Origin of the sequence: Mycobacterium sp. IEC1808, from assembly GCF_002101935.1 — a bacterium.
Taxonomy (GTDB): domain Bacteria; phylum Actinomycetota; class Actinomycetes; order Mycobacteriales; family Mycobacteriaceae; genus Mycobacterium.
In genome coordinates, this window is record NZ_LQPV01000067.1 from 1 (window position 1) to 15,913 (window position 15,913).

General features: G+C 67.3%; 19 protein-coding genes. 1 reads left to right on the top strand and 18 read right to left on the bottom strand.

Annotated elements, in window-relative coordinates; genetic code table 11:
- The 5 genes from AWB92_RS25770 to AWB92_RS25790 all read right to left on the bottom strand — a co-directional run.
- The coding region (locus tag AWB92_RS25770; RefSeq protein WP_142282320.1) for a 13E12 repeat family protein at nt 1-936 on the bottom strand (936 nt) is incomplete at its 3' end.
- A 35-nt stretch (nt 937-971) separates the two neighbouring features.
- On the bottom strand, nt 972-1,895 hold the full coding sequence (locus tag AWB92_RS25775; protein ID WP_068104543.1) for a DUF4436 domain-containing protein: 924 nt from the start codon (nt 1,893-1,895) through the stop codon (nt 972-974).
- A 147-nt stretch (nt 1,896-2,042) separates the two neighbouring features.
- Entirely contained in the window at nt 2,043-2,903 is an 861-nt protein-coding gene (locus tag AWB92_RS25780) for a DUF4436 domain-containing protein (RefSeq protein ID WP_067158790.1), read from the bottom strand.
- A gap of 293 nt (nt 2,904-3,196) precedes the next feature.
- On the bottom strand, nt 3,197-4,087 hold the full coding sequence (locus AWB92_RS25785) for a formylglycine-generating enzyme family protein (protein ID WP_085190735.1): 891 nt from the start codon (nt 4,085-4,087) through the stop codon (nt 3,197-3,199).
- A gap of 33 nt (nt 4,088-4,120) precedes the next feature.
- Complete coding sequence (locus AWB92_RS25790; protein ID WP_085190737.1) at nt 4,121-5,062, bottom strand: DUF4436 domain-containing protein; 942 nt, start codon at nt 5,060-5,062, stop codon at nt 4,121-4,123.
- Nucleotides 5,063-5,409: 347 nt separating this feature from the next.
- On the opposite strand from AWB92_RS25790, the gene pstS reads away from it, so the two are divergent.
- The gene (gene pstS / locus AWB92_RS25795) at nt 5,410-6,486 is read left to right on the top strand and encodes a phosphate ABC transporter substrate-binding protein PstS (RefSeq protein WP_085190920.1); all 1,077 of its coding nucleotides are present in this window, start codon (nt 5,410-5,412) and stop codon (nt 6,484-6,486) included.
- 4 nt (nt 6,487-6,490) lie between these two features.
- Here pstS and AWB92_RS25800 read toward each other — a convergent pair whose 3' ends face one another.
- From AWB92_RS25800 to rpsJ, 13 genes are all read right to left on the bottom strand, one after another.
- A complete protein-coding gene (locus AWB92_RS25800) occupies nt 6,491-7,417 on the bottom strand; it encodes a DUF4436 domain-containing protein (RefSeq protein WP_085190739.1) in 927 nt (308 codons plus the stop codon).
- A 137-nt stretch (nt 7,418-7,554) separates the two neighbouring features.
- Nucleotides 7,555-9,912, bottom strand: a complete 2,358-nt coding sequence (locus AWB92_RS25805) for an arylsulfatase (RefSeq protein WP_085190741.1) — start codon at nt 9,910-9,912, stop codon at nt 7,555-7,557.
- Between the two features lie 194 nt (nt 9,913-10,106).
- Nucleotides 10,107-10,466, bottom strand: a complete 360-nt coding sequence (rpsQ, locus tag AWB92_RS25810) for a 30S ribosomal protein S17 (protein ID WP_082964266.1) — start codon at nt 10,464-10,466, stop codon at nt 10,107-10,109.
- Nucleotides 10,467-10,475: 9 nt separating this feature from the next.
- Nucleotides 10,476-10,712, bottom strand: coding sequence for a 50S ribosomal protein L29 (gene rpmC / locus AWB92_RS25815; RefSeq protein WP_085190742.1), 237 nt, complete (start codon nt 10,710-10,712; stop codon nt 10,476-10,478).
- The gene (rplP, locus tag AWB92_RS25820) at nt 10,712-11,128 is read right to left on the bottom strand and encodes a 50S ribosomal protein L16 (RefSeq protein WP_067012938.1); all 417 of its coding nucleotides are present in this window, start codon (nt 11,126-11,128) and stop codon (nt 10,712-10,714) included. Before rplP ends, rpmC begins: the two co-directional genes overlap by 1 nt.
- Nucleotides 11,129-11,131: 3 nt before the next feature.
- Nucleotides 11,132-11,968 carry a 30S ribosomal protein S3 gene (rpsC, locus tag AWB92_RS25825; protein ID WP_068129310.1) on the bottom strand — a complete coding sequence of 279 codons (837 nt, stop codon included), beginning with the start codon at nt 11,966-11,968 and terminating at the stop codon, nt 11,132-11,134.
- The gene (gene rplV / locus AWB92_RS25830; RefSeq protein ID WP_085190744.1) at nt 11,968-12,525 is read right to left on the bottom strand and encodes a 50S ribosomal protein L22; all 558 of its coding nucleotides are present in this window, start codon (nt 12,523-12,525) and stop codon (nt 11,968-11,970) included. Before rplV ends, rpsC begins: the two co-directional genes overlap by 1 nt.
- Entirely contained in the window at nt 12,522-12,803 is a 282-nt protein-coding gene (gene rpsS, locus AWB92_RS25835) for a 30S ribosomal protein S19 (RefSeq protein ID WP_025738376.1), read from the bottom strand. Before rpsS ends, rplV begins: the two co-directional genes overlap by 4 nt.
- A 15-nt stretch (nt 12,804-12,818) precedes the next feature.
- Nucleotides 12,819-13,661: a 50S ribosomal protein L2 gene (gene rplB / locus AWB92_RS25840; RefSeq protein ID WP_085190746.1), complete on the bottom strand. Its 843-nt coding sequence runs from the start codon at nt 13,659-13,661 to the stop codon at nt 12,819-12,821.
- Between the two features lie 16 nt (nt 13,662-13,677).
- A complete protein-coding gene (rplW, locus tag AWB92_RS25845) occupies nt 13,678-13,980 on the bottom strand; it encodes a 50S ribosomal protein L23 (protein WP_067012931.1) in 303 nt (100 codons plus the stop codon).
- Nucleotides 13,980-14,645 carry a 50S ribosomal protein L4 gene (rplD, locus tag AWB92_RS25850; protein WP_068104439.1) on the bottom strand — a complete coding sequence of 222 codons (666 nt, stop codon included), beginning with the start codon at nt 14,643-14,645 and terminating at the stop codon, nt 13,980-13,982. Before rplD ends, rplW begins: the two co-directional genes overlap by 1 nt.
- Nucleotides 14,645-15,298 (bottom strand): 50S ribosomal protein L3, encoded by a 654-nt coding sequence (rplC, locus tag AWB92_RS25855; protein ID WP_067159527.1) that lies wholly within the window; start codon nt 15,296-15,298, stop codon nt 14,645-14,647. Before rplC ends, rplD begins: the two co-directional genes overlap by 1 nt.
- A gap of 14 nt (nt 15,299-15,312) precedes the next feature.
- Nucleotides 15,313-15,618, bottom strand: a complete 306-nt coding sequence (rpsJ, locus tag AWB92_RS25860; protein WP_003873519.1) for a 30S ribosomal protein S10 — start codon at nt 15,616-15,618, stop codon at nt 15,313-15,315.
- Between the last annotated feature and the right edge of the window lie 295 nt (nt 15,619-15,913).

Genomic DNA, 15,913 nt, shown 5'->3' on the forward strand with positions numbered 1-15,913 from the left:
GGCCGACGTGGCCAGTTCGGCGAGCAGGTCGGGGGTGATCAGCCCATCCGCGCCCACCTCCGAGCCCGGCGCGCTGCTGTGCCCGTCCAGGGCGGCCTGCTCGGCGATCACATGAATCACCACCGGGCCCGCGGGCGGGCGTTTCCCCGCCGCGCAGCCGGTTCTGCCGCAGCGACAGCCCAGCCGATCCGCCCCGGCCGCCAACGCCCCCAACGCATCAGCGCGGCGCTGCTCCCGGGTGCGCGGATCATGCGCACACACCGTGGCCGCCAACGCATTCAGCCGCTTGTCCAGCGCATGCGCGTCCGGGGACAGCAGGCTGCCGCCGATCTCGGCGCTGCCGTCCTGATCCGGCCCGATCCACACTTCCCGATCGCGCTGGGCCTTGGCGCGCCGGCGCACCGCATCCACATCGGCTTTGGCCACGATCCGATCCACCTGCCCAACCAACCGGCCCTGGGTCATCGACGGCCAGCGCGCCACATTGGCCGCCACCTGGGCATCCACCCTGGCCAACACCTCGGGATCCTCGATCAGATCGGTGCGATACACGATCGTCTGAAACGCCCGGTAGTCGATGTCGCCGGCCCGAAACACCTCCCCCACCAGCGGCAGCCGCTCGCGCATCGCGCGCGCGTAGCGCAGCCGGCTGGCCGCCAGCCCCTGGCTGATCCGCAACGCCGCGCCCACCTCGGCGGCGAGGGCCTCCATCGTATCGATCGCCCAGTCCTCGGTGTCCGCACACCGCGACAGCCGATACCCGAACAACCGCCCGATCGCCGCCAACTGCGCCGCCGCCGCCCGGTTTTCCACCCGCGCCCACACGCCGATCTCGTCCAGCAGCGCAGTCGACTCCGCCGTCGAAGACGGATAGCACCGCTCGATCATCTCGTCGAACCGGGCAATCACCTCAGCACGAGCAGCTTCATCGAACATGTGTTCGAGTATGCCACGGCACTACGACACGAGCCTCAGCTCGAATGTCGATACCAGGCGACGATATAGAGGACCAGCGCCGTCGCCAGCGCGATCAGGACCCAGATCACCACGGCCTGGTCGATCCATGAACCCGCGGGCGGGGTCCCGGGCAGGATGTTGCGCAGCGGCACGACGGCGAACAGCATCGCGGCGTACCAGGTGGAAAACGGCGGCAGGAATTGCCGCCGGCCGGTCAGCATCTGAATGGCCACGAACAGCGCCAGCGTCGGCAGCGTGATCAGGACCAGGCAGATTCCGAGGTCGAACACCAGCGGGCCCTTGGCCCGGTGCAGCGTGACGATGACATTGTCCGGGCGGTCTGGGTCGCTGGGGTTGCGTGCGACGCGGGTGGCCGAGATGTCCCAGCCGTCCAGCTTTCCGGTCACTTCGACCCGGCCGGGTTTTAATACGCGGTTTTCGCCCGACCCGACGAGGACGTCGGACTGGATGATGTCGGTCCTGTACGAGTCGAATGGCCAGTCGCTGGGGTCACCGTGCGCCTCGATGGTGGTAGCCACCTGCGCCGGCAACTTCCCCACCGGGTACTGCAGGTCTCCGAGGTCGTTCTGCGGAAAGATGCGCACGGATGTGTCGGTGTTCAAGACGTTGAGGCGCTTGTTGATCATCGAATCGTCGGGCATCACCAAGACCTTCACGTCGAGGCGATTGGCCACGGTGTGCAGCTGCTCGAAACGCATCAAGACCACCGTGCCGTCGGCGGTGTTCAGTTCCGGGTCGGGAAGCGGGCCCGGCGCGGTGGCCAACCAGTGATAGCCGAGCAGCGACAGGACGTAGACGACGGCGACGCCCACGATGATCGAGATGTCGAGGACGAGGTGCCGTCGTCGGGGCTTACGCTCCGGCGCGGCCGGTGCGGGCGGCGCCGTGGGAGCAGTGCCGTGGCCGTTCGAGGGCAGCGCTACGACGACGTCCCGTTGAACCGACACGGACGCAGACTAGCAACGGTGCTGTTTGCTGGCACCCTGAAGCGAGCCCCGCTACGAGTTCTTAACAAAGGGCGCTACCAGCTTTAACATGCCACCGTTAACCGGCGCGCCCGGACATCAGTCGCCTTGCCGAACCCAGGCGAAGATGTACAAGCTCATCGCCGTCACCAGAGCGATCAGCACCCACTGGACGATGGCCTGGTCGATCCAGGAACCGGGCGGTGGCGCACCGGGAAGGATGTTGCGCAACGGGACGATGGCGAACAGGTTCGCGGCGTACCAGGTTGCGAAGGGCGGCAAGAACTTACGCCGGCCCAGCGCCATCGGGATGGCGACCAACAGCGCCAGGGTGGGCAGGCTGATGAGCACCAGGCAGATGCCGAGGTCGAAAATCAGCGGCCCCTTGGCCCGCTTCAAGGTGATGACCACGTTCCCGTTGTCCGAACCACGCTGGGTTGGCAGCGCGGCCGGGTCGTGAAGGCGGGTGACCGTGGCGTCCCACCCGTCCAGCTCCCCGGTCACTTCCACCCGGGCGGGCACCTTCTTGACGTTGTCGCCCGACCCGACGAACGCATCGGCCGAGATCGGCTCGGTGCTGTAGGAGTCGAAGGGCCAGTTACCCGGATCGCCGTGCGCCTGGACGGCCGTAGTGAGCTGCCCCGGGGCCTTCCCCTTCGGGTAGTGCAGGTCCCCCAACTCGCTCGTCGGATACAGGCGCACGCCGACGTCGGTACCCAGCACGTCGAGTCGATTGTCGTAGGCCGAAATTCCTGGGTAGACAAGCACATTCACGGTCAGGCGATTCGCCACCGTCTTGAGCTCTTCGAGGCGCAGCTGCACGATGGTGGCATCGCCGCCACCCTGGCTCAGGTCCAATGGCGGAAGCGGGGCCTCCGCCTCCTGCAATTGGTGCACGCCGAACAGCGACAGGGCATAGGTGGAGACGACAACCACCAGGATCGCGATGCCGATCGCGATGCGCGGTCGCGACCGTGGTTTGCGCGCCGGGGGCGGGGGCGTCGGCGGTGTGTCCGGAGGTGGCGGCGGGGCCTGTGTCGTCGGGGCCTCGGTGGTCGCTGCAACCCCGTCGATGACATCTGGCTCGTCTACGGCCGACACGTGGCGATGCTAGCGAATTCGCGGCGACCGCGCGCGATGACGGAAGGTCCGTCACTCGCCGTCCACCCGACGGTAACCCCTTGGTCGCATTTGCTGGCTGAGGTGCGGCGCAGAGCCGGTCCCGGTTTGCTGCGCGGCCGGCGCCGGGCCGTCTATCCCGACGCGTGGTCCGCGACGCAGCGAAACCCGATGTGCGTCGTCGCGGTGTCCTGCGACTGCGGCGACCGTGCGGCCGGCCGGTAGCGGTGGCAGTATTCCGGCGCGCACAGGTGCGACCCGCCCTTCAACGTCTGGCTGACGCTCGGGTCCGCGGGCCCCGACGGCGCGCAACAGGCCTTCGGTGGCTGATCGAGCCGGTGGTGCGCGGAAAACTCGGTGGCCGTCCACTCCCACACGTTGCCGATCATGTCGAGCAGCCCAAATCCGTTGGGCGGGAAGGCCCCCACCGGGGAGGTGCCCACCCAGCCGAGCGCGCCGTCGTTGCGGTACGGGAACTTTCCCTGCCACGTGTTGGCCATCAGCCGACCATCGGGGTTCGCTTCCTCCCCCCAGGAGTAGGTCCATGCATTTCCGCCGCGGGCCGCATACTCCCACTCGGCCTCGGTGGGCAGCCGCCGGCCGGCCCAACGCGCGTACGCCGCGGCGTCGGGATACGCCACCTGCACCACCGGATGATCCGCCCGGTCCGTGAGATCGCTGTTCGGTCCGAGCGGATTTCGCCAGTTGGCCCCGGGCACCCACTCCCACCACTGGCGCCAGTCACGCAGGTCGACCGGCCCCGCCGTCGGGCGGAAGACCATGGCGCCGGGCACCAGGTCCTTCGGGTCCGCCCCCGGGTAAAGTGCCGGGCCGATCGGTTGCTCGGCCACCGTGAGATAGCCTGTGGCGGCGACGAATTCGGCGAACTGCGCGTTGGTCACCGGGTGCCGCTCGACCGCGAACGGCCCCACGCTGACGGTGTGGATCGGCGCCTCTTCGGGGTAGAAGCTCGTCGAGCCCATGCGGAACGATCCGCCGGGCAGGTCGACCAGCTCGGTGAGCACCCCTTCAGGGTAGGACGACCGTGCGCCGGGTCCTCAGTCCGATTGTCGGTACCAGGTGAACATGTACAGGGCCATCGCTGCGACGAGCGCCATCAGCACCCAGATCACCAGGACCTGGTCGATCCACGCGCCCGGTGGCGGAGACCCGGGCAGGAAATTGCGGATCGGGATCACGGCGAACAGCATGGCGGCGAACCACGTCACAAACGGCGGCACGAATTTCCGCCTGCCCAGGGCGATTTGGATGGCCACGGCGAACGCCAGGGTGGGCAGGGCGAACAGCACCAGGCAGATGCCCAAGTCGAAGATCAGCGGCCCCTTGGCGCGGTGCAACGTGATGATCACGTTGTCCGGGCGATCCGCCTCCTGGCTTGCCTCACCCACCCGCTGGACGCTGACGTCCCAGCCGTCCAGCGCCCCGGTGACCTCGACCCGGGCGGGTATGTACTGGCGGGCATCGCCTTGCCCGACGAGCACCTCCGCCGACAGGGTGTCGGTGCTGTAGGAGTCGAACGGCCAGTTGTTGGGATCGCCGTGGGCCTCGATCGTGGTGGCGACCTGCGCCGGCGACTTCCCCGCCGGATATTGCAGGTCGCCCAGGTCGTTCGGCGGGTCCATCCGCACCGCGGTGTCGGTCTTCAGCACATCGAGGCGCTTGTCGAACATGGAATCCTCGGGAATCACGAGCACCTTGACCGTCAGGCGATTCGCGATGGTTTCCAGCTTTTCCAGACGCACCAGCACGACCGTGTCGTTGGTCGCGTTCAGGTCCGGCGGCTTGATCGGCGCCGCCGATTTGGCCAGCAAATGGACTCCGAACAGCGACAGACCGTAGACGATGAGGAACGCGACCAGGATGCCGATCACCAACAGAGTGCGGCTTCGCTTGCGGGCGGGGGGCGCGTCCGGGGGCGCCGCGGCGGGTTGCTCCGGTGGCGTTGGAGGCGGCGGAGCCGGTGGGGCTTGATGGGTCATCGGTCAGCACCTCCGTTGGGTTGCAGCAACTCGGCGGGCCATGCGCGGATTAGATCGTAGCGAACCGGTCGCGTCCGCGCGAGGAGTCATAATTTACTTCATCAATCAGGTAATTTCCGTCAACCCGCGCAACGGTTGCTCGCTACTCAGCGAAACCCGGCGGTCGGCCCAATTGCCGACCCGTTCATCCGTTGTTGGTTTGCCTGTTAATTCGGTGGCTGTACAAGTCGAGGTGTATCCGGACACAACAGCTCGCCGTCGACGCCGGGCGCCCCCCTCGCCTGGAGGCAATCACCGTGAGGCACACGCGACCGGCCGCCGCCATCAGCTTGCTGGCAGCGGTTGCCATGGTGGGCTCGGCATGCAGCAACTCCCACGCGACCCTGGCGTATGCCGCGGGCGCCAAGGTCGACTGCGGCGGCAAACAGACCCTGATCGCCAGCGGATCGACGGCCCAGGCGAATGCGATGACGAAGTTCGTCGACGCGTACCACCGGGCCTGCCCGGGGCAGAACCTCAACTACACCGCCAACGGGTCGGGCGCCGGGATCAAAGAATTCCTGGCCGGCAAGACAGATTTCGGCGGATCGGACATACCGCTCGCCGACGATCAATACGCCGCCGCCAAACAGCGGTGCGGCGGCGCCGACGCCTGGAACCTGCCCGTGGTGTTCGGCCCGCTGGCCATCACCTACAACCTCGGCGCCGTCGACTCCCTGGTGCTCGACGCGCCCACACTGGCGAAGATCTTCAACGGCACCATCACCCGCTGGGACGACCCGGCGCTTACCGCGTTCAACACCTCCATGCCGGCGGAGGACATCAAAGTCATCTACCGCAGCGACGATTCGGGCACCACCGACAACTTCCAGAACTACCTGCAGTCCGCGTCCGGCGGGGCGTGGAAACAGGGCACCGGCAAGGCGTTCAAGGGCGGGGTTGGCGTCGGTGCGTCCGGCAACAAGGGCACCTCGGAGCTCGTGAAGACGACCGAGGGTGCGATCAGCTACAACGAGCTGTCATTCGCGCTGCAGCAAGGCCTTTACGCGGCCGAGATCAAGACCCCCGCGAGCCGCCGCTCGCTGCGCCCGGTGCGCATCGGCACCGACACGGTCGGCAAGACGATCCTGGGCGCCAAGATCACCGGCGCCGGAAACAATCTTGTGCTCGACATTTCGTCGTTCTACAACCCGGCCCAGCCGGACGTCTACCCGATTGTCCTGGCCACCTACGAGGTTGTCTGCTCGAAGTACCCCAACGCCGATGACGCCAAGGCGGTCAAGGCGTTCCTGCAGGCGGCAATCGGGCCCGGCCAGGTCGAGCTGGCCAGGAACGGCTACATCCCCCTGCCGCCCGACTTCCAAGCCCGTGTCTCGAGCGCCGTCGACGCGATCAGCTGGGCCGGAGCGGCGGTTGCGGAGTAGGCGTTCAGCCCTTCTTCGGTGACCTTCGGTCCCGTTGCTGCCACCAACCGGACAGGAACAGTGCCATCGCGCTGACCAGTCCGATCAGCACCCAGAGCACGACGGCCTGATCGATCCACGAACCGTACGGCGGGCTCCCCGGCAGGATGCTGCGCAACGGGACGATGGCGAACAGCATCGCGCCGTACCACGTCACCATCGGCGGCAAGAACGAGGTTTTGCCCAACGCCACCGGAATGGCCACCCACAGTGCCAACACGGGCAGGGCGATAAGGACGAGGCAGATGCCGAGGTCGAAGATCAGCGGGCCCTTGGCACGCTGCAGGGTGATGGTCACGTCGTCCTGAATGTCCGGGTTGGAGTCCGCCGGGTCATGGACGCGGGTGACGGTGGCGTCCCAGCCATCGAGCTTTCCGGATACCTCGACGCGCGCGGGCAACTTCTCGCGGTTCTGACCGGAACCGGTGAACACGTCGGCCGCGATGACCTCCGTCTTGTAGGTGTCGAAGGGCCAGTTACCGGGATCGCCGTGCGCCTCGATGGTGGTGCTGACCTGCGCCGGCGCTTTTCCGACCGGGTATTGCAGGTCGCCGAGGTCGTTCTCCGGATACAGGCGCACGGCCGCGTCGGTGGTGAGCACCCCGAAGTTCTTGTCGTAGAGCGAATCCTTCGGGTAGACAAGGACATTCACCGTCAAGCGGTTGGCGACGGTATCGAGTTTCTCGAGGCGCACCTGCACGACGCTGTCCTCGGCCTCGACCTTGCTCAGGTCCGCCGCGGGCAGCGGGGGCGTCGATTTCGCCAGGAGGTGCACCGCGATCAGGGACAGGACGTAGATGACGATGAGGGCGACGATGATCCCGAACGCGATCGCAAAGCGCGGTCCACGCGACTGGGGTGGCGCCGGCGGCGGGGGTGCTTCGGTGGTCATTGGGGCATCACGGGGCCAGATGCTACCGCCCGCCGGCCCTGAAACCGCTCTTTTCAGGGGATGACGACCGCAAATTGTTGCATCACCGTGGATTTCGCCGCGTCGAAACCGGACGCGCCGGCGGATCGGCCGCCGACTCAGTCGCGCGAAAACGCAAGCGCCAGTTCCCTTTCCACGTCCTCGTACGGCCTGCCCGAGAAGTCGACGGTGACCTCGGCGATGGTGCCGCCGGTGAACGTGAACGGCGCCTTATAGCGGCTCGACACCCGCGAGCCGCCGTTGCGCCCGACGGTGATCCCGGCCCCCGCGAGGCCGAACGTCCCCGGATGGGTCGCCACGTCCGCCAGGGTGCCGACCACCTCGGCGTCGACGAACAGGGTCAGGTCGCCGAGCGGGGTGTGGCTGTTCTCCACCGTTCCGGTCCGCGCGTAACGAACCCCCAGCAGGTGCCGGCCCAGCGGCACCGGGCCGGACGACGACACCAGCTGCTGGCGCTCGCCGAGGAAGTTGTAGACGTAGTGCAGCCGCCCGTCCTGGACGAACAGCACGTGCCCGCCGTGCGCGCCGCCCTGCTTGAACAGCACGCCTTCGGCACCGGTGGTATCCACGGTCACATCGGCCAGCACGGCGAACGAGCGCCCGCGGATCTCGGCGGCGGCGCCGATGCCGACGTCGGCGCAGTCGGGATAGTAGGTGTAGCTGGACCGTTCGCCGACCAGGTAGGGCCGCGAGCGCATCATCGTCTCGATGATGTTCAGGTCCGACAGCGGCAGGCCGTTGTACTTGGCGGCCTCGGAATACCACAGCGCCTTGAGCTCTTCCAGCTTCTCGGGTTGCTCGCCGGCCAGGTCGTGGCACTGGCTGCGGTCGGCCTCGATGTGGAAAAGCTCCCAGCGGTCGGCGTCGAAATGCGACCAACCGGCCGGTGTGGCGGCATGGACGGTGTTGGCGAACCAGCCCTCGTGCCAGATCCCGCGGGTGCCCAGCATGGTGTAGAACTGGGTCCGTTTGCCGGTGTCGGCACCCGGATCCGCAAGGGCCACTTTGAAACTCACGCCGTCCACGGGTTTCTGCGTGATGCCCTTGACCGTCTCCGGCGGCGTCATGCCCAGCAGGTCGTAGACGGTCGGGGTGATGTCGCAGACATTGACGTAGTTGTCGCGGACCTCGCCGTGCGCGGCAATTCCGTTGGGCCACGAGACGATTGCCGTGTCGGCGATGCCGCCCTCGTGGGAGGCGTAGCGCTTGTACAGCTTGTACGGCGTGTTGAATGCCATCGCCCACCCGATCGGATAATGGTTGTAGGTCTCCGGGCCGCCCAAGTGGTCGAAGAGCTTCATGCTTTCCTCGACGGTGTCGATGTAGCCGTTGAAGAACTTGCCCTCGTTCACCGAGCCGTTCGGGCCGCCCTCCCCGCTGGCGCCGTTGTCGGAGATCACCACGATGATGGTGTCGTCCAGCTGGCCGGACTCCTCGAGGTAGTCCAGGATGCGGCCGATCTGGGCGTCGGTGTAGCTGAGGAAGCCGGCGAACACCTCGGCCATGCGGCAGAACAGCTTCTTTTCTTCCTCGCCCAGCGAATCCCAGGGCCGCACGGTGTCCTGCAGCGGCCACGGCTCGCCGTTGGGCCCCTTCACGTCGGCGTACGGGTTCACCGGCGACAGCTCGGTGTCCTGCGGAACGATGCCCATCGACTTCTGGTTTTCCAGCACGATCTCGCGGTAGCGCTCGTAGCCCATGTCGAACCGGCCCGCGTAGCGATCCGCCCACTCCTTGAACACGTGGTGCGGGGCGTGGCCCGCGCCGGGGCACACATAGCTGAACCACGGCTTGTCCGGGGCGATCACCTTGGCGTCGCGGATGAACTCGATGGTCTTGTCCGCGATGTCCTTCGACAGGTGATAGCCGTCTTCCGGGGTGGCCGGCGGGTTGACCGGGTGGTTGTCGTACACCAGGTCCGGATACCACTGGTCGGTCTCGCCGCCCATGAACCCGTAGAACCGCTCGAATCCGCGCGAGGTGGGCCAATGCCGTTTCGTCGACGCCAGGTTCGACTCTTCCAGCGGTGTGAGGTGCCACTTCCCGACGCAGTAGGTGTTATAGCCGCGCTCGGCGAGCACCTCGGAGATCAGCGCGGTGTCGGCGGGGATCCGCCCGTTGCAGTTGGGAAACCCGTCGGTGAACTCCTCGATGGTGGCCATGCCGACCGTGGTCGCGTTGCGCCCGGTCAGCAGGGACGCTCGCGTGGGCGAGCACAGCGCGGTGGTGTGGAACTGCGACAACCGCACGCCGCGCTCGGCGATGCGCGTCATCGCGGGCATCTCGACCAGGCCGCCGAAGCAGTCCCAGGTGGCGATCCCGGTGTCGTCCCAGACGAGGTAGAGGATGTTCGGCGAGTTCTCCGGCGCCGTCGGTGCCGCGTACGGCCCCCAGTCCGGCTCCGAGTCGCGGATATCCAACTCGATCTTGCCCTGAAACTCGGTCGACCCCGTCATTGCTGCCAGCCTCACTCGTGTTGGACCCCGTTACGCGCGTGGCGTGGAGACTACACCGGGCAGGTGAGAGCAAGGTGTGAATCTCAAGACGCGATCGCGGGACGCCACCCGTTCGCCAGCAGACGCAAAAGCCCCCTACACGCCGAGCGCGCGGGGGCTTTTGTGTCTGCTCGCCGCAGACCGGTTCGGTCGGGCTACTTGGCCTTCTCGAGGATCTCGACGAGCCGCCAGCGCTTGGTGGCCGACATCGGGCGCGTCTCCATCAGTGAGACGCGGTCCCCGATGCCGGCGGTGCTGTTCTCGTCGTGCGCCTTGACCTTCTTGGTGGTCCGAATGATCTTGCCGTACAACGGGTGACGCATGCGGTCTTCCAGCTCGACCACGATGGTCTTCTGCATCTTGTCGCTGACCACGTAGCCGATGCGCACCTTGCGCCGGCCGCGCGACTTCGGGTTGGCCGGAGTGTGCTTAGGGCCCTTGTCCTTCGCCGCGGCGTCGGTGGGAGCGGCCTTCTTGGGGGCAGCCTTGGCGGGCGCCTTCTTAGCTTCTGCCATCACGAATCCTTATTTCTCTTCGGTGCCGTCGGGTCCGCTGGCCAGGCCCAGTTCCCGTTCGCGCAGCACGGTGTAGACGCGCGCGATTTCCTGACGCACCGTGCGGAGCCGGCGGTTGTTGTTGAGCTGTCCGGTCGCCATCTGGAAGCGCAGGTTGAACAGCTCCTCCTTGGATTCGCGCAGGCGATCGGTGAGCTCTTCGTCGGTGAGCTCGCGCAGTTCGCCCGGCGAAATGCCCAGTGCCATCAGAACTGATCCTCTCGGGTCACGATGCGTGCCTTGATCGGCAGCTTGTGGATTGCGCGGGTGAGCGCGGCGCGGGCCGTCTGCTCGTTGGGGTAGCTGAGCTCGAACAGCACCCGGCCCGGCTTGACGTTGACGACCCACCACTCCGGGGAGCCCTTACCCGAACCCATCCGGGTCTCGGCGGGCTTCTTGGTCAGCGGGCGGTCGGGGAAGACGTTGATCCACACCTTGCCGCCACGCTTGATGTGCCGGTTGATCGCGATACGAGCCGACTCGATCTGGCGGTTGGTCACGTACGCGTGCTCGAGCGCCTGGATGCCGTAGTCACCGAAGTTCACCTGCGTGCCGCCGCTGGCGATGCCGCGCTGGCGCGGGTGGTGTTGCTTGCGGTGCTTAACCTTGCGGGGAATCAACATGATTCAGCTCTCCGTACTCTGCGGTTCGGGGGCCGGCGCGGCCTCGACCGGGGCCGCCGCGGCCTGATCCTCGGCACCCGCGGCCCGGCCGGCCTCGGTGCTGGTCGCCGTGGTGCCCGACGCCCCGCTGCGCCGCGGACGCGTGCCCGACGGGCGCTCACGACGGGGACGGTCGGCGCCCGCCGGTGCGGCGGCGGTCAATTCGCGCTTGCCGCCGACGATGTCGCCCTTGTAGATCCACACCTTCACGCCGATGCGGCCGAAGGTGGTCTTGGCCTCGTACAGGCCGTAGTCGATGTCGGCGCGCAGCGTGTGCAGCGGCACCCGGCCCTCGCGGTAGAACTCCGAGCGGCTCATCTCCGCGCCGCCGAGACGGCCCGAGCACTGCACCCGGATGCCCTTGACGTTCGGTTGCCGCATCGCCGACTGGATGGCCTTGCGCATCGCGCGGCGGAAGGCGACCCGGTTGCTCAGCTGCTCCGCGACGCCCTGCGCCACCAATTGTGCCTGCGATTCGGGGTTTTTGACCTCGAGGATGTTGAGCTGGACCTGCTTGCCGGTCAGCTTCTCCAGGTCGGCCCGGATCCGGTCGGCCTCGGTGCCGCGGCGGCCGATGACGATTCCGGGGCGCGCGGTGTGGATGTCGACCCGGACCCGGTCGCGGGTCCGCTCGATCTCCACGTCGGCGATGCCGGCGCGCTCCAGGCCGGTGGACAGCAGCCGGCGGATCGCCACGTCTTCCTTGACGTAGTCGGCGTACTGCTTGTCGGCGTACCAGCGGGACTTCCAGTCGGTGGTGATGCCGAGCCGGAAGCCATGCGGATTGATCTTCTGGCCCACTAGTCTGAGCCTCCCTTCGTTTCCGAAGCCTCAGAAGTAGTAGGGGTTTGAGCCCTTTTGGCCGGAGCCTTCTTGGCGGCCGGCGCCTTCTTGGCGGGAGCCTTCTTGGCGGGGGCCTTCTTCGCCGGCGCCTTCGCGGCCGCCTTGCTGGCCTCGGCGCGACGGGCCCGGGTGGACTTCGCCGAACGCTCGCCGGAGGCCGGCCGGCTTTCCACCACGACCGTGATGTGGCTGGTGCGCCGACGAATCCGGAACGCGCGGCCCTGGGCGCGCGGACGGATGCGCTTGGCGGTCGGGCCCTCGTCGGCGTACACGGTGGCGACCACCAGCGTGGCGGGGTCCAGGCCGTTGTTGTTCTGCGCGTTGGCCGCGGCGCTGGCGATCACCTTGGCCACCGGCTCGCTGGCGGCCTGCGGCGCCCAGCGCAGGATGTCGAGCGCGTCTTCCACCGACTTGCCACGCACCAGGTCGATCACCCGGCGCGCCTTGGTCGGCGACACCCGCACGAACCGTGCCTTGGCGACGGCCGACGGATATTCAGTCGTCGTGGTGCTCATCGGCGCTTGGCCTTTCGGTCGTCCTTAATGTGGCCCTTGAAGGTGCGCGTCGGGGCGAACTCGCCCAGCTTGTGGCCCACCATCGCCTCGGTGACGAACACCGGGACGTGCTTGCGCCCGTCGTGCACGGCGAAGGTGTGGCCGATGAAGTCCGGGATGATCGTCGAACGACGCGACCAGGTCTTGATGACCTGCTTGCTGTTCTTCTCGTTCTGCACGTCCACCTTCTTGAGCAGGTGGTCGTCGACGAACGGTCCCTTTTTCAGGCTGCGAGGCATGTCTTGCTGCTCCTGTTACCGCGAGTGCTTCTTGCCGGTACGCCGGCGTCGGACGATGAGCTTGTTGCTCTGCTTGTTCGGGTGGCGGGTGCGGCCCTCGGGCTTGCCCCACGGGCTGACCGGGTGCCGGCCGCCGGAGGTCTTACCCTCACCACCGCCGTGCGGGTGGTCGACCGGGTTCATCACGACACCACGGACCGACGGGCGCTTGCCCTTCCACCGCATCCGACCGGCCTTGCCCCAGTTGATGTTTGCCTGCTCGGCGTTGCCCACCTCGCCGACCGTGGCGCGGCAGCGCACGTCGACGCGGCGGATCTCGCCGCTGGGCATGCGCAGCGACGCGTAGCTGCCCTCCTTGCCGAGCAGCTGGATGCTCGACCCGGCCGAGCGCGCGAGCTTGGCGCCGCCACCCGGGCGCAGCTCCACGGCGTGCACCAAGGTACCGGCCGGGATGTTGCGCAGCGGCAGGTTGTTGCCGGGCTTGATGTCGGCGTTGGGGCCCGACTCCACCACGTCGCCCTGCGAGAGCCCAAGCGGGGCAATGATGTAGCGCTTCTCGCCATCCAGGAAGTGCAGCAGCGCGATGTTGGCCGTGCGGTTCGGGTCGTACTCGATGTGCGCAACCTTCGCGTTGACGCCGTCCTTGTCGTTACGACGGAAGTCGATCACCCGGTAGGCGCGCTTGTGGCCACCACCCTTGTGGCGGGTGGTGATCCGGCCGTGCGCGTTGCGGCCGCCGTGACCGTGCAGCGGGCGCACCAATGACTTCTCCGGCTCCGAACGGGTGATCTCGGCGAAGTCGGACACGCTGGCGCCGCGGCGACCCGGGGTCGTCGGCTTGTACTTACGAATTGCCATGTCTCATCAGTTCTTTCTAGCTCGGTGCGCCGAAGAGGTCGATCGGCTTGCTGCCCGGGGCCAGGGTGACGATGGCGCGCTTGGTGCCCTTGCGCTTGCCGTAACCGGTCCGGGTGCGCTTGCGCTTGCCCTGCCGGTTCGCGGTGTTCACCGACGCGACCTTGACGGAGAAGATCTTCTCGATGGCGATCTTGATCTGCGTCTTGTTCGAGTCGGGGTGCACCACGAACGTGTACACGTTGTCGTCCAGCAGCGAATAGGACTTCTCGGAGATGACCGGCGCCAGGATGATGTCGCGGGGGTCAGCGATGGTCGCCATCAGGCCGAAACCTCCTCGGCAGAGCTGGTGTTGGCGGCAGTGTTAGCCGCGATGTAGGCGTTGAGGGCCTCGACGCTGAACACCACGTCGTCGGAGCGCAGCACGTCGTAAGTGTTGAGCTGGTCGGGCGCCAGCACATGCACGCCGGGCAGGTTGCGCACGCTCTTCGCACCGGTCTCGTCGGCGCGGCCGATGACCAGCAGCAGCCGCTTGCGATCGGACAGCGTGTCCAGAAATGCCTTGGCGCTCTTGGTCGACGGGGTCTGGCCCGCGACCAACTCGGTGATCGCGTGGATGCGTCCGTTGCGCGCGCGGTCGGACAGCGCCCCGCGCAACGCCGCGGCGATCATCTTCTTGGGCGTCCGCTGGCTGTAGTCGCGCGGCTTCGGGCCGTGCACCGTGCCACCGCCGGTGAACTGCGGCGCCCGCGTCGAACCCTGCCGGGCGCGTCCGGTGCCCTTCTGCCGGTAGGGCTTGCGGCCACCGCCGCTCACCTCGCCGCGCGTCTTGGTCGAGTGCGTGCCCTGGCGGGCGGCGGCCCGTTGCGCGGTGACCACCTGGTGCATCAGCGCGATATTGGCCGGGGCGTCGAACAATTCGGCGGGCAGCTCGACGGAGCCGTCGACCTTGCCGTCCGGCGTCTTGACGTCAATCTTGAGTGCCATCAGTTCTCACCTCGTTTGATCGCGCTGCGAACCATCACGAGTCCGCCGGTGCGGCCGGGGACCGCACCCTTGATCAACAGCACGCCGTTCTCGGCATCGACCTTGTGCACCAACAGGTTCTGCACGGTCACCCGGTCGTTGCCCATCCGGCCGGCCATCCGGGTGCCCTTGAAGACCCGGGCGGGCGTGGCGCAGCCGCCGATGGAACCCGGGCGGCGATGCACCGCCTGGGCGCCGTGGCTGGCGCCCTGGCCGCGGAAGCCGTGCCGCTTCATGGTGCCGGCGAAGCCCTTGCCCTTGGACGTGCCGGTCACGTCGACGTAGGCGCCGTCGGCGAAGATCTCCGCCGTCAGCTCCTGGCCGACCTCGTATTCGGCGGCGGCGTCGGGGTTGTCCAGCCGCAGCTCGGCCAGGAAGCGGCGCGGGTTGACGCCCGCCGCCGTGTACTGACCGGTGACCGGCTTGTTGACCTTGCGCGGGCTGATCTCGCCGTACGCCAACTGCACGGCGCTGTAGCCGTCGCGCTCCGGCGTGCGGATGCGGGTCACCACGTTGGGACCGGCCTTGACCACCGTCACCGGCACGACCCGGTTGTTCTCGTCGAACACCTGCGTCATGCCCAGCTTGGTACCCAGAATGCCTTTTCTTGCCATGAGTTCTGGATCTCCTACTGGATGTTGACGTCGACACTGGCCGGAAGGTCGATGCGCATCAGCGCGTCGACCGTCTTCGGCGTCGGATCGAGGATGTCAATCAACCGCTTGTGCGTGCGCATCTCGAAGTGCTCCCGCGAGTCCTTGTACTTGTGCGGGGAGCGGATGACGCAATACACGTTCTTCTCGGTCGGCAGCGGCACCGGCCCTACGACGCTGGCACCCGTGCGGACGACGGTCTCGACGATCTTGCGCGCCGATGCGTCGATGGCCTCATGGTCGTAGGCCTTAAGCCTGATGCGGATCTTCTGTCCCGCCACGCTTTCTCCTACCCTCACTCCTCTTAAAGCCCGTGTCCCGGGCTGGTGCCCCCGGCGCGCGGATCGGCCCAGCCTTGGGCCGGTCGAGCGTCGCGCCGGATACTGCGCCGCTGTTTACCTGTCGTGGTCCACCGGCCCCCGCGGTCGGGCGTGTCACCCTTACGCAGCCTCGTGCGCGGCCGAAATTGGTCGCATTCCGAGGTTGGGACCGGACGCGCCCGGTTGGGCGCTGGTCGTATGCCCGGCCAGGCAGAACCCGGCGCAAGGCAACCTGAACAGTATGCCTCAGATCATG

What these genes read in the sequence shown, in the direction of transcription:
- AWB92_RS25790 (WP_085190737.1), bottom strand. Translation starts at nt 5,062, where the DNA reads ATGACCCATCAAGCCCCACCGGCTCCGCCGCCTCCAACGCCACCGGAG.
- pstS (WP_085190920.1), top strand. Translation starts at nt 5,410, where the DNA reads ATGGTGGGCTCGGCATGCAGCAACTCCCACGCGACCCTGGCGTATGCC.
- AWB92_RS25800 (WP_085190739.1), bottom strand. Translation starts at nt 7,417, where the DNA reads ATGACCACCGAAGCACCCCCGCCGCCGGCGCCACCCCAGTCGCGTGGA.
- AWB92_RS25805 (WP_085190741.1), bottom strand. Translation starts at nt 9,912, where the DNA reads ATGACGGGGTCGACCGAGTTTCAGGGCAAGATCGAGTTGGATATCCGC.
- rpsQ (WP_082964266.1), bottom strand. Translation starts at nt 10,466, where the DNA reads ATGGCAGAAGCTAAGAAGGCGCCCGCCAAGGCTGCCCCCAAGAAGGCC.
- rpmC (WP_085190742.1), bottom strand. Translation starts at nt 10,712, where the DNA reads ATGGCACTGGGCATTTCGCCGGGCGAACTGCGCGAGCTCACCGACGAA.
- rplP (WP_067012938.1), bottom strand. Translation starts at nt 11,128, where the DNA reads ATGTTGATTCCCCGCAAGGTTAAGCACCGCAAGCAACACCACCCGCGC.
- rplV (WP_085190744.1), bottom strand. Translation starts at nt 12,525, where the DNA reads ATGAGCACCACGACGACTGAATATCCGTCGGCCGTCGCCAAGGCACGG.
- rpsS (WP_025738376.1), bottom strand. Translation starts at nt 12,803, where the DNA reads ATGCCTCGCAGCCTGAAAAAGGGACCGTTCGTCGACGACCACCTGCTC.
- rplB (WP_085190746.1), bottom strand. Translation starts at nt 13,661, where the DNA reads ATGGCAATTCGTAAGTACAAGCCGACGACCCCGGGTCGCCGCGGCGCC.
- rplW (WP_067012931.1), bottom strand. Translation starts at nt 13,980, where the DNA reads ATGGCGACCATCGCTGACCCCCGCGACATCATCCTGGCGCCGGTCATC.
- rplD (WP_068104439.1), bottom strand. Translation starts at nt 14,645, where the DNA reads ATGGCACTCAAGATTGACGTCAAGACGCCGGACGGCAAGGTCGACGGC.
- rplC (WP_067159527.1), bottom strand. Translation starts at nt 15,298, where the DNA reads ATGGCAAGAAAAGGCATTCTGGGTACCAAGCTGGGCATGACGCAGGTG.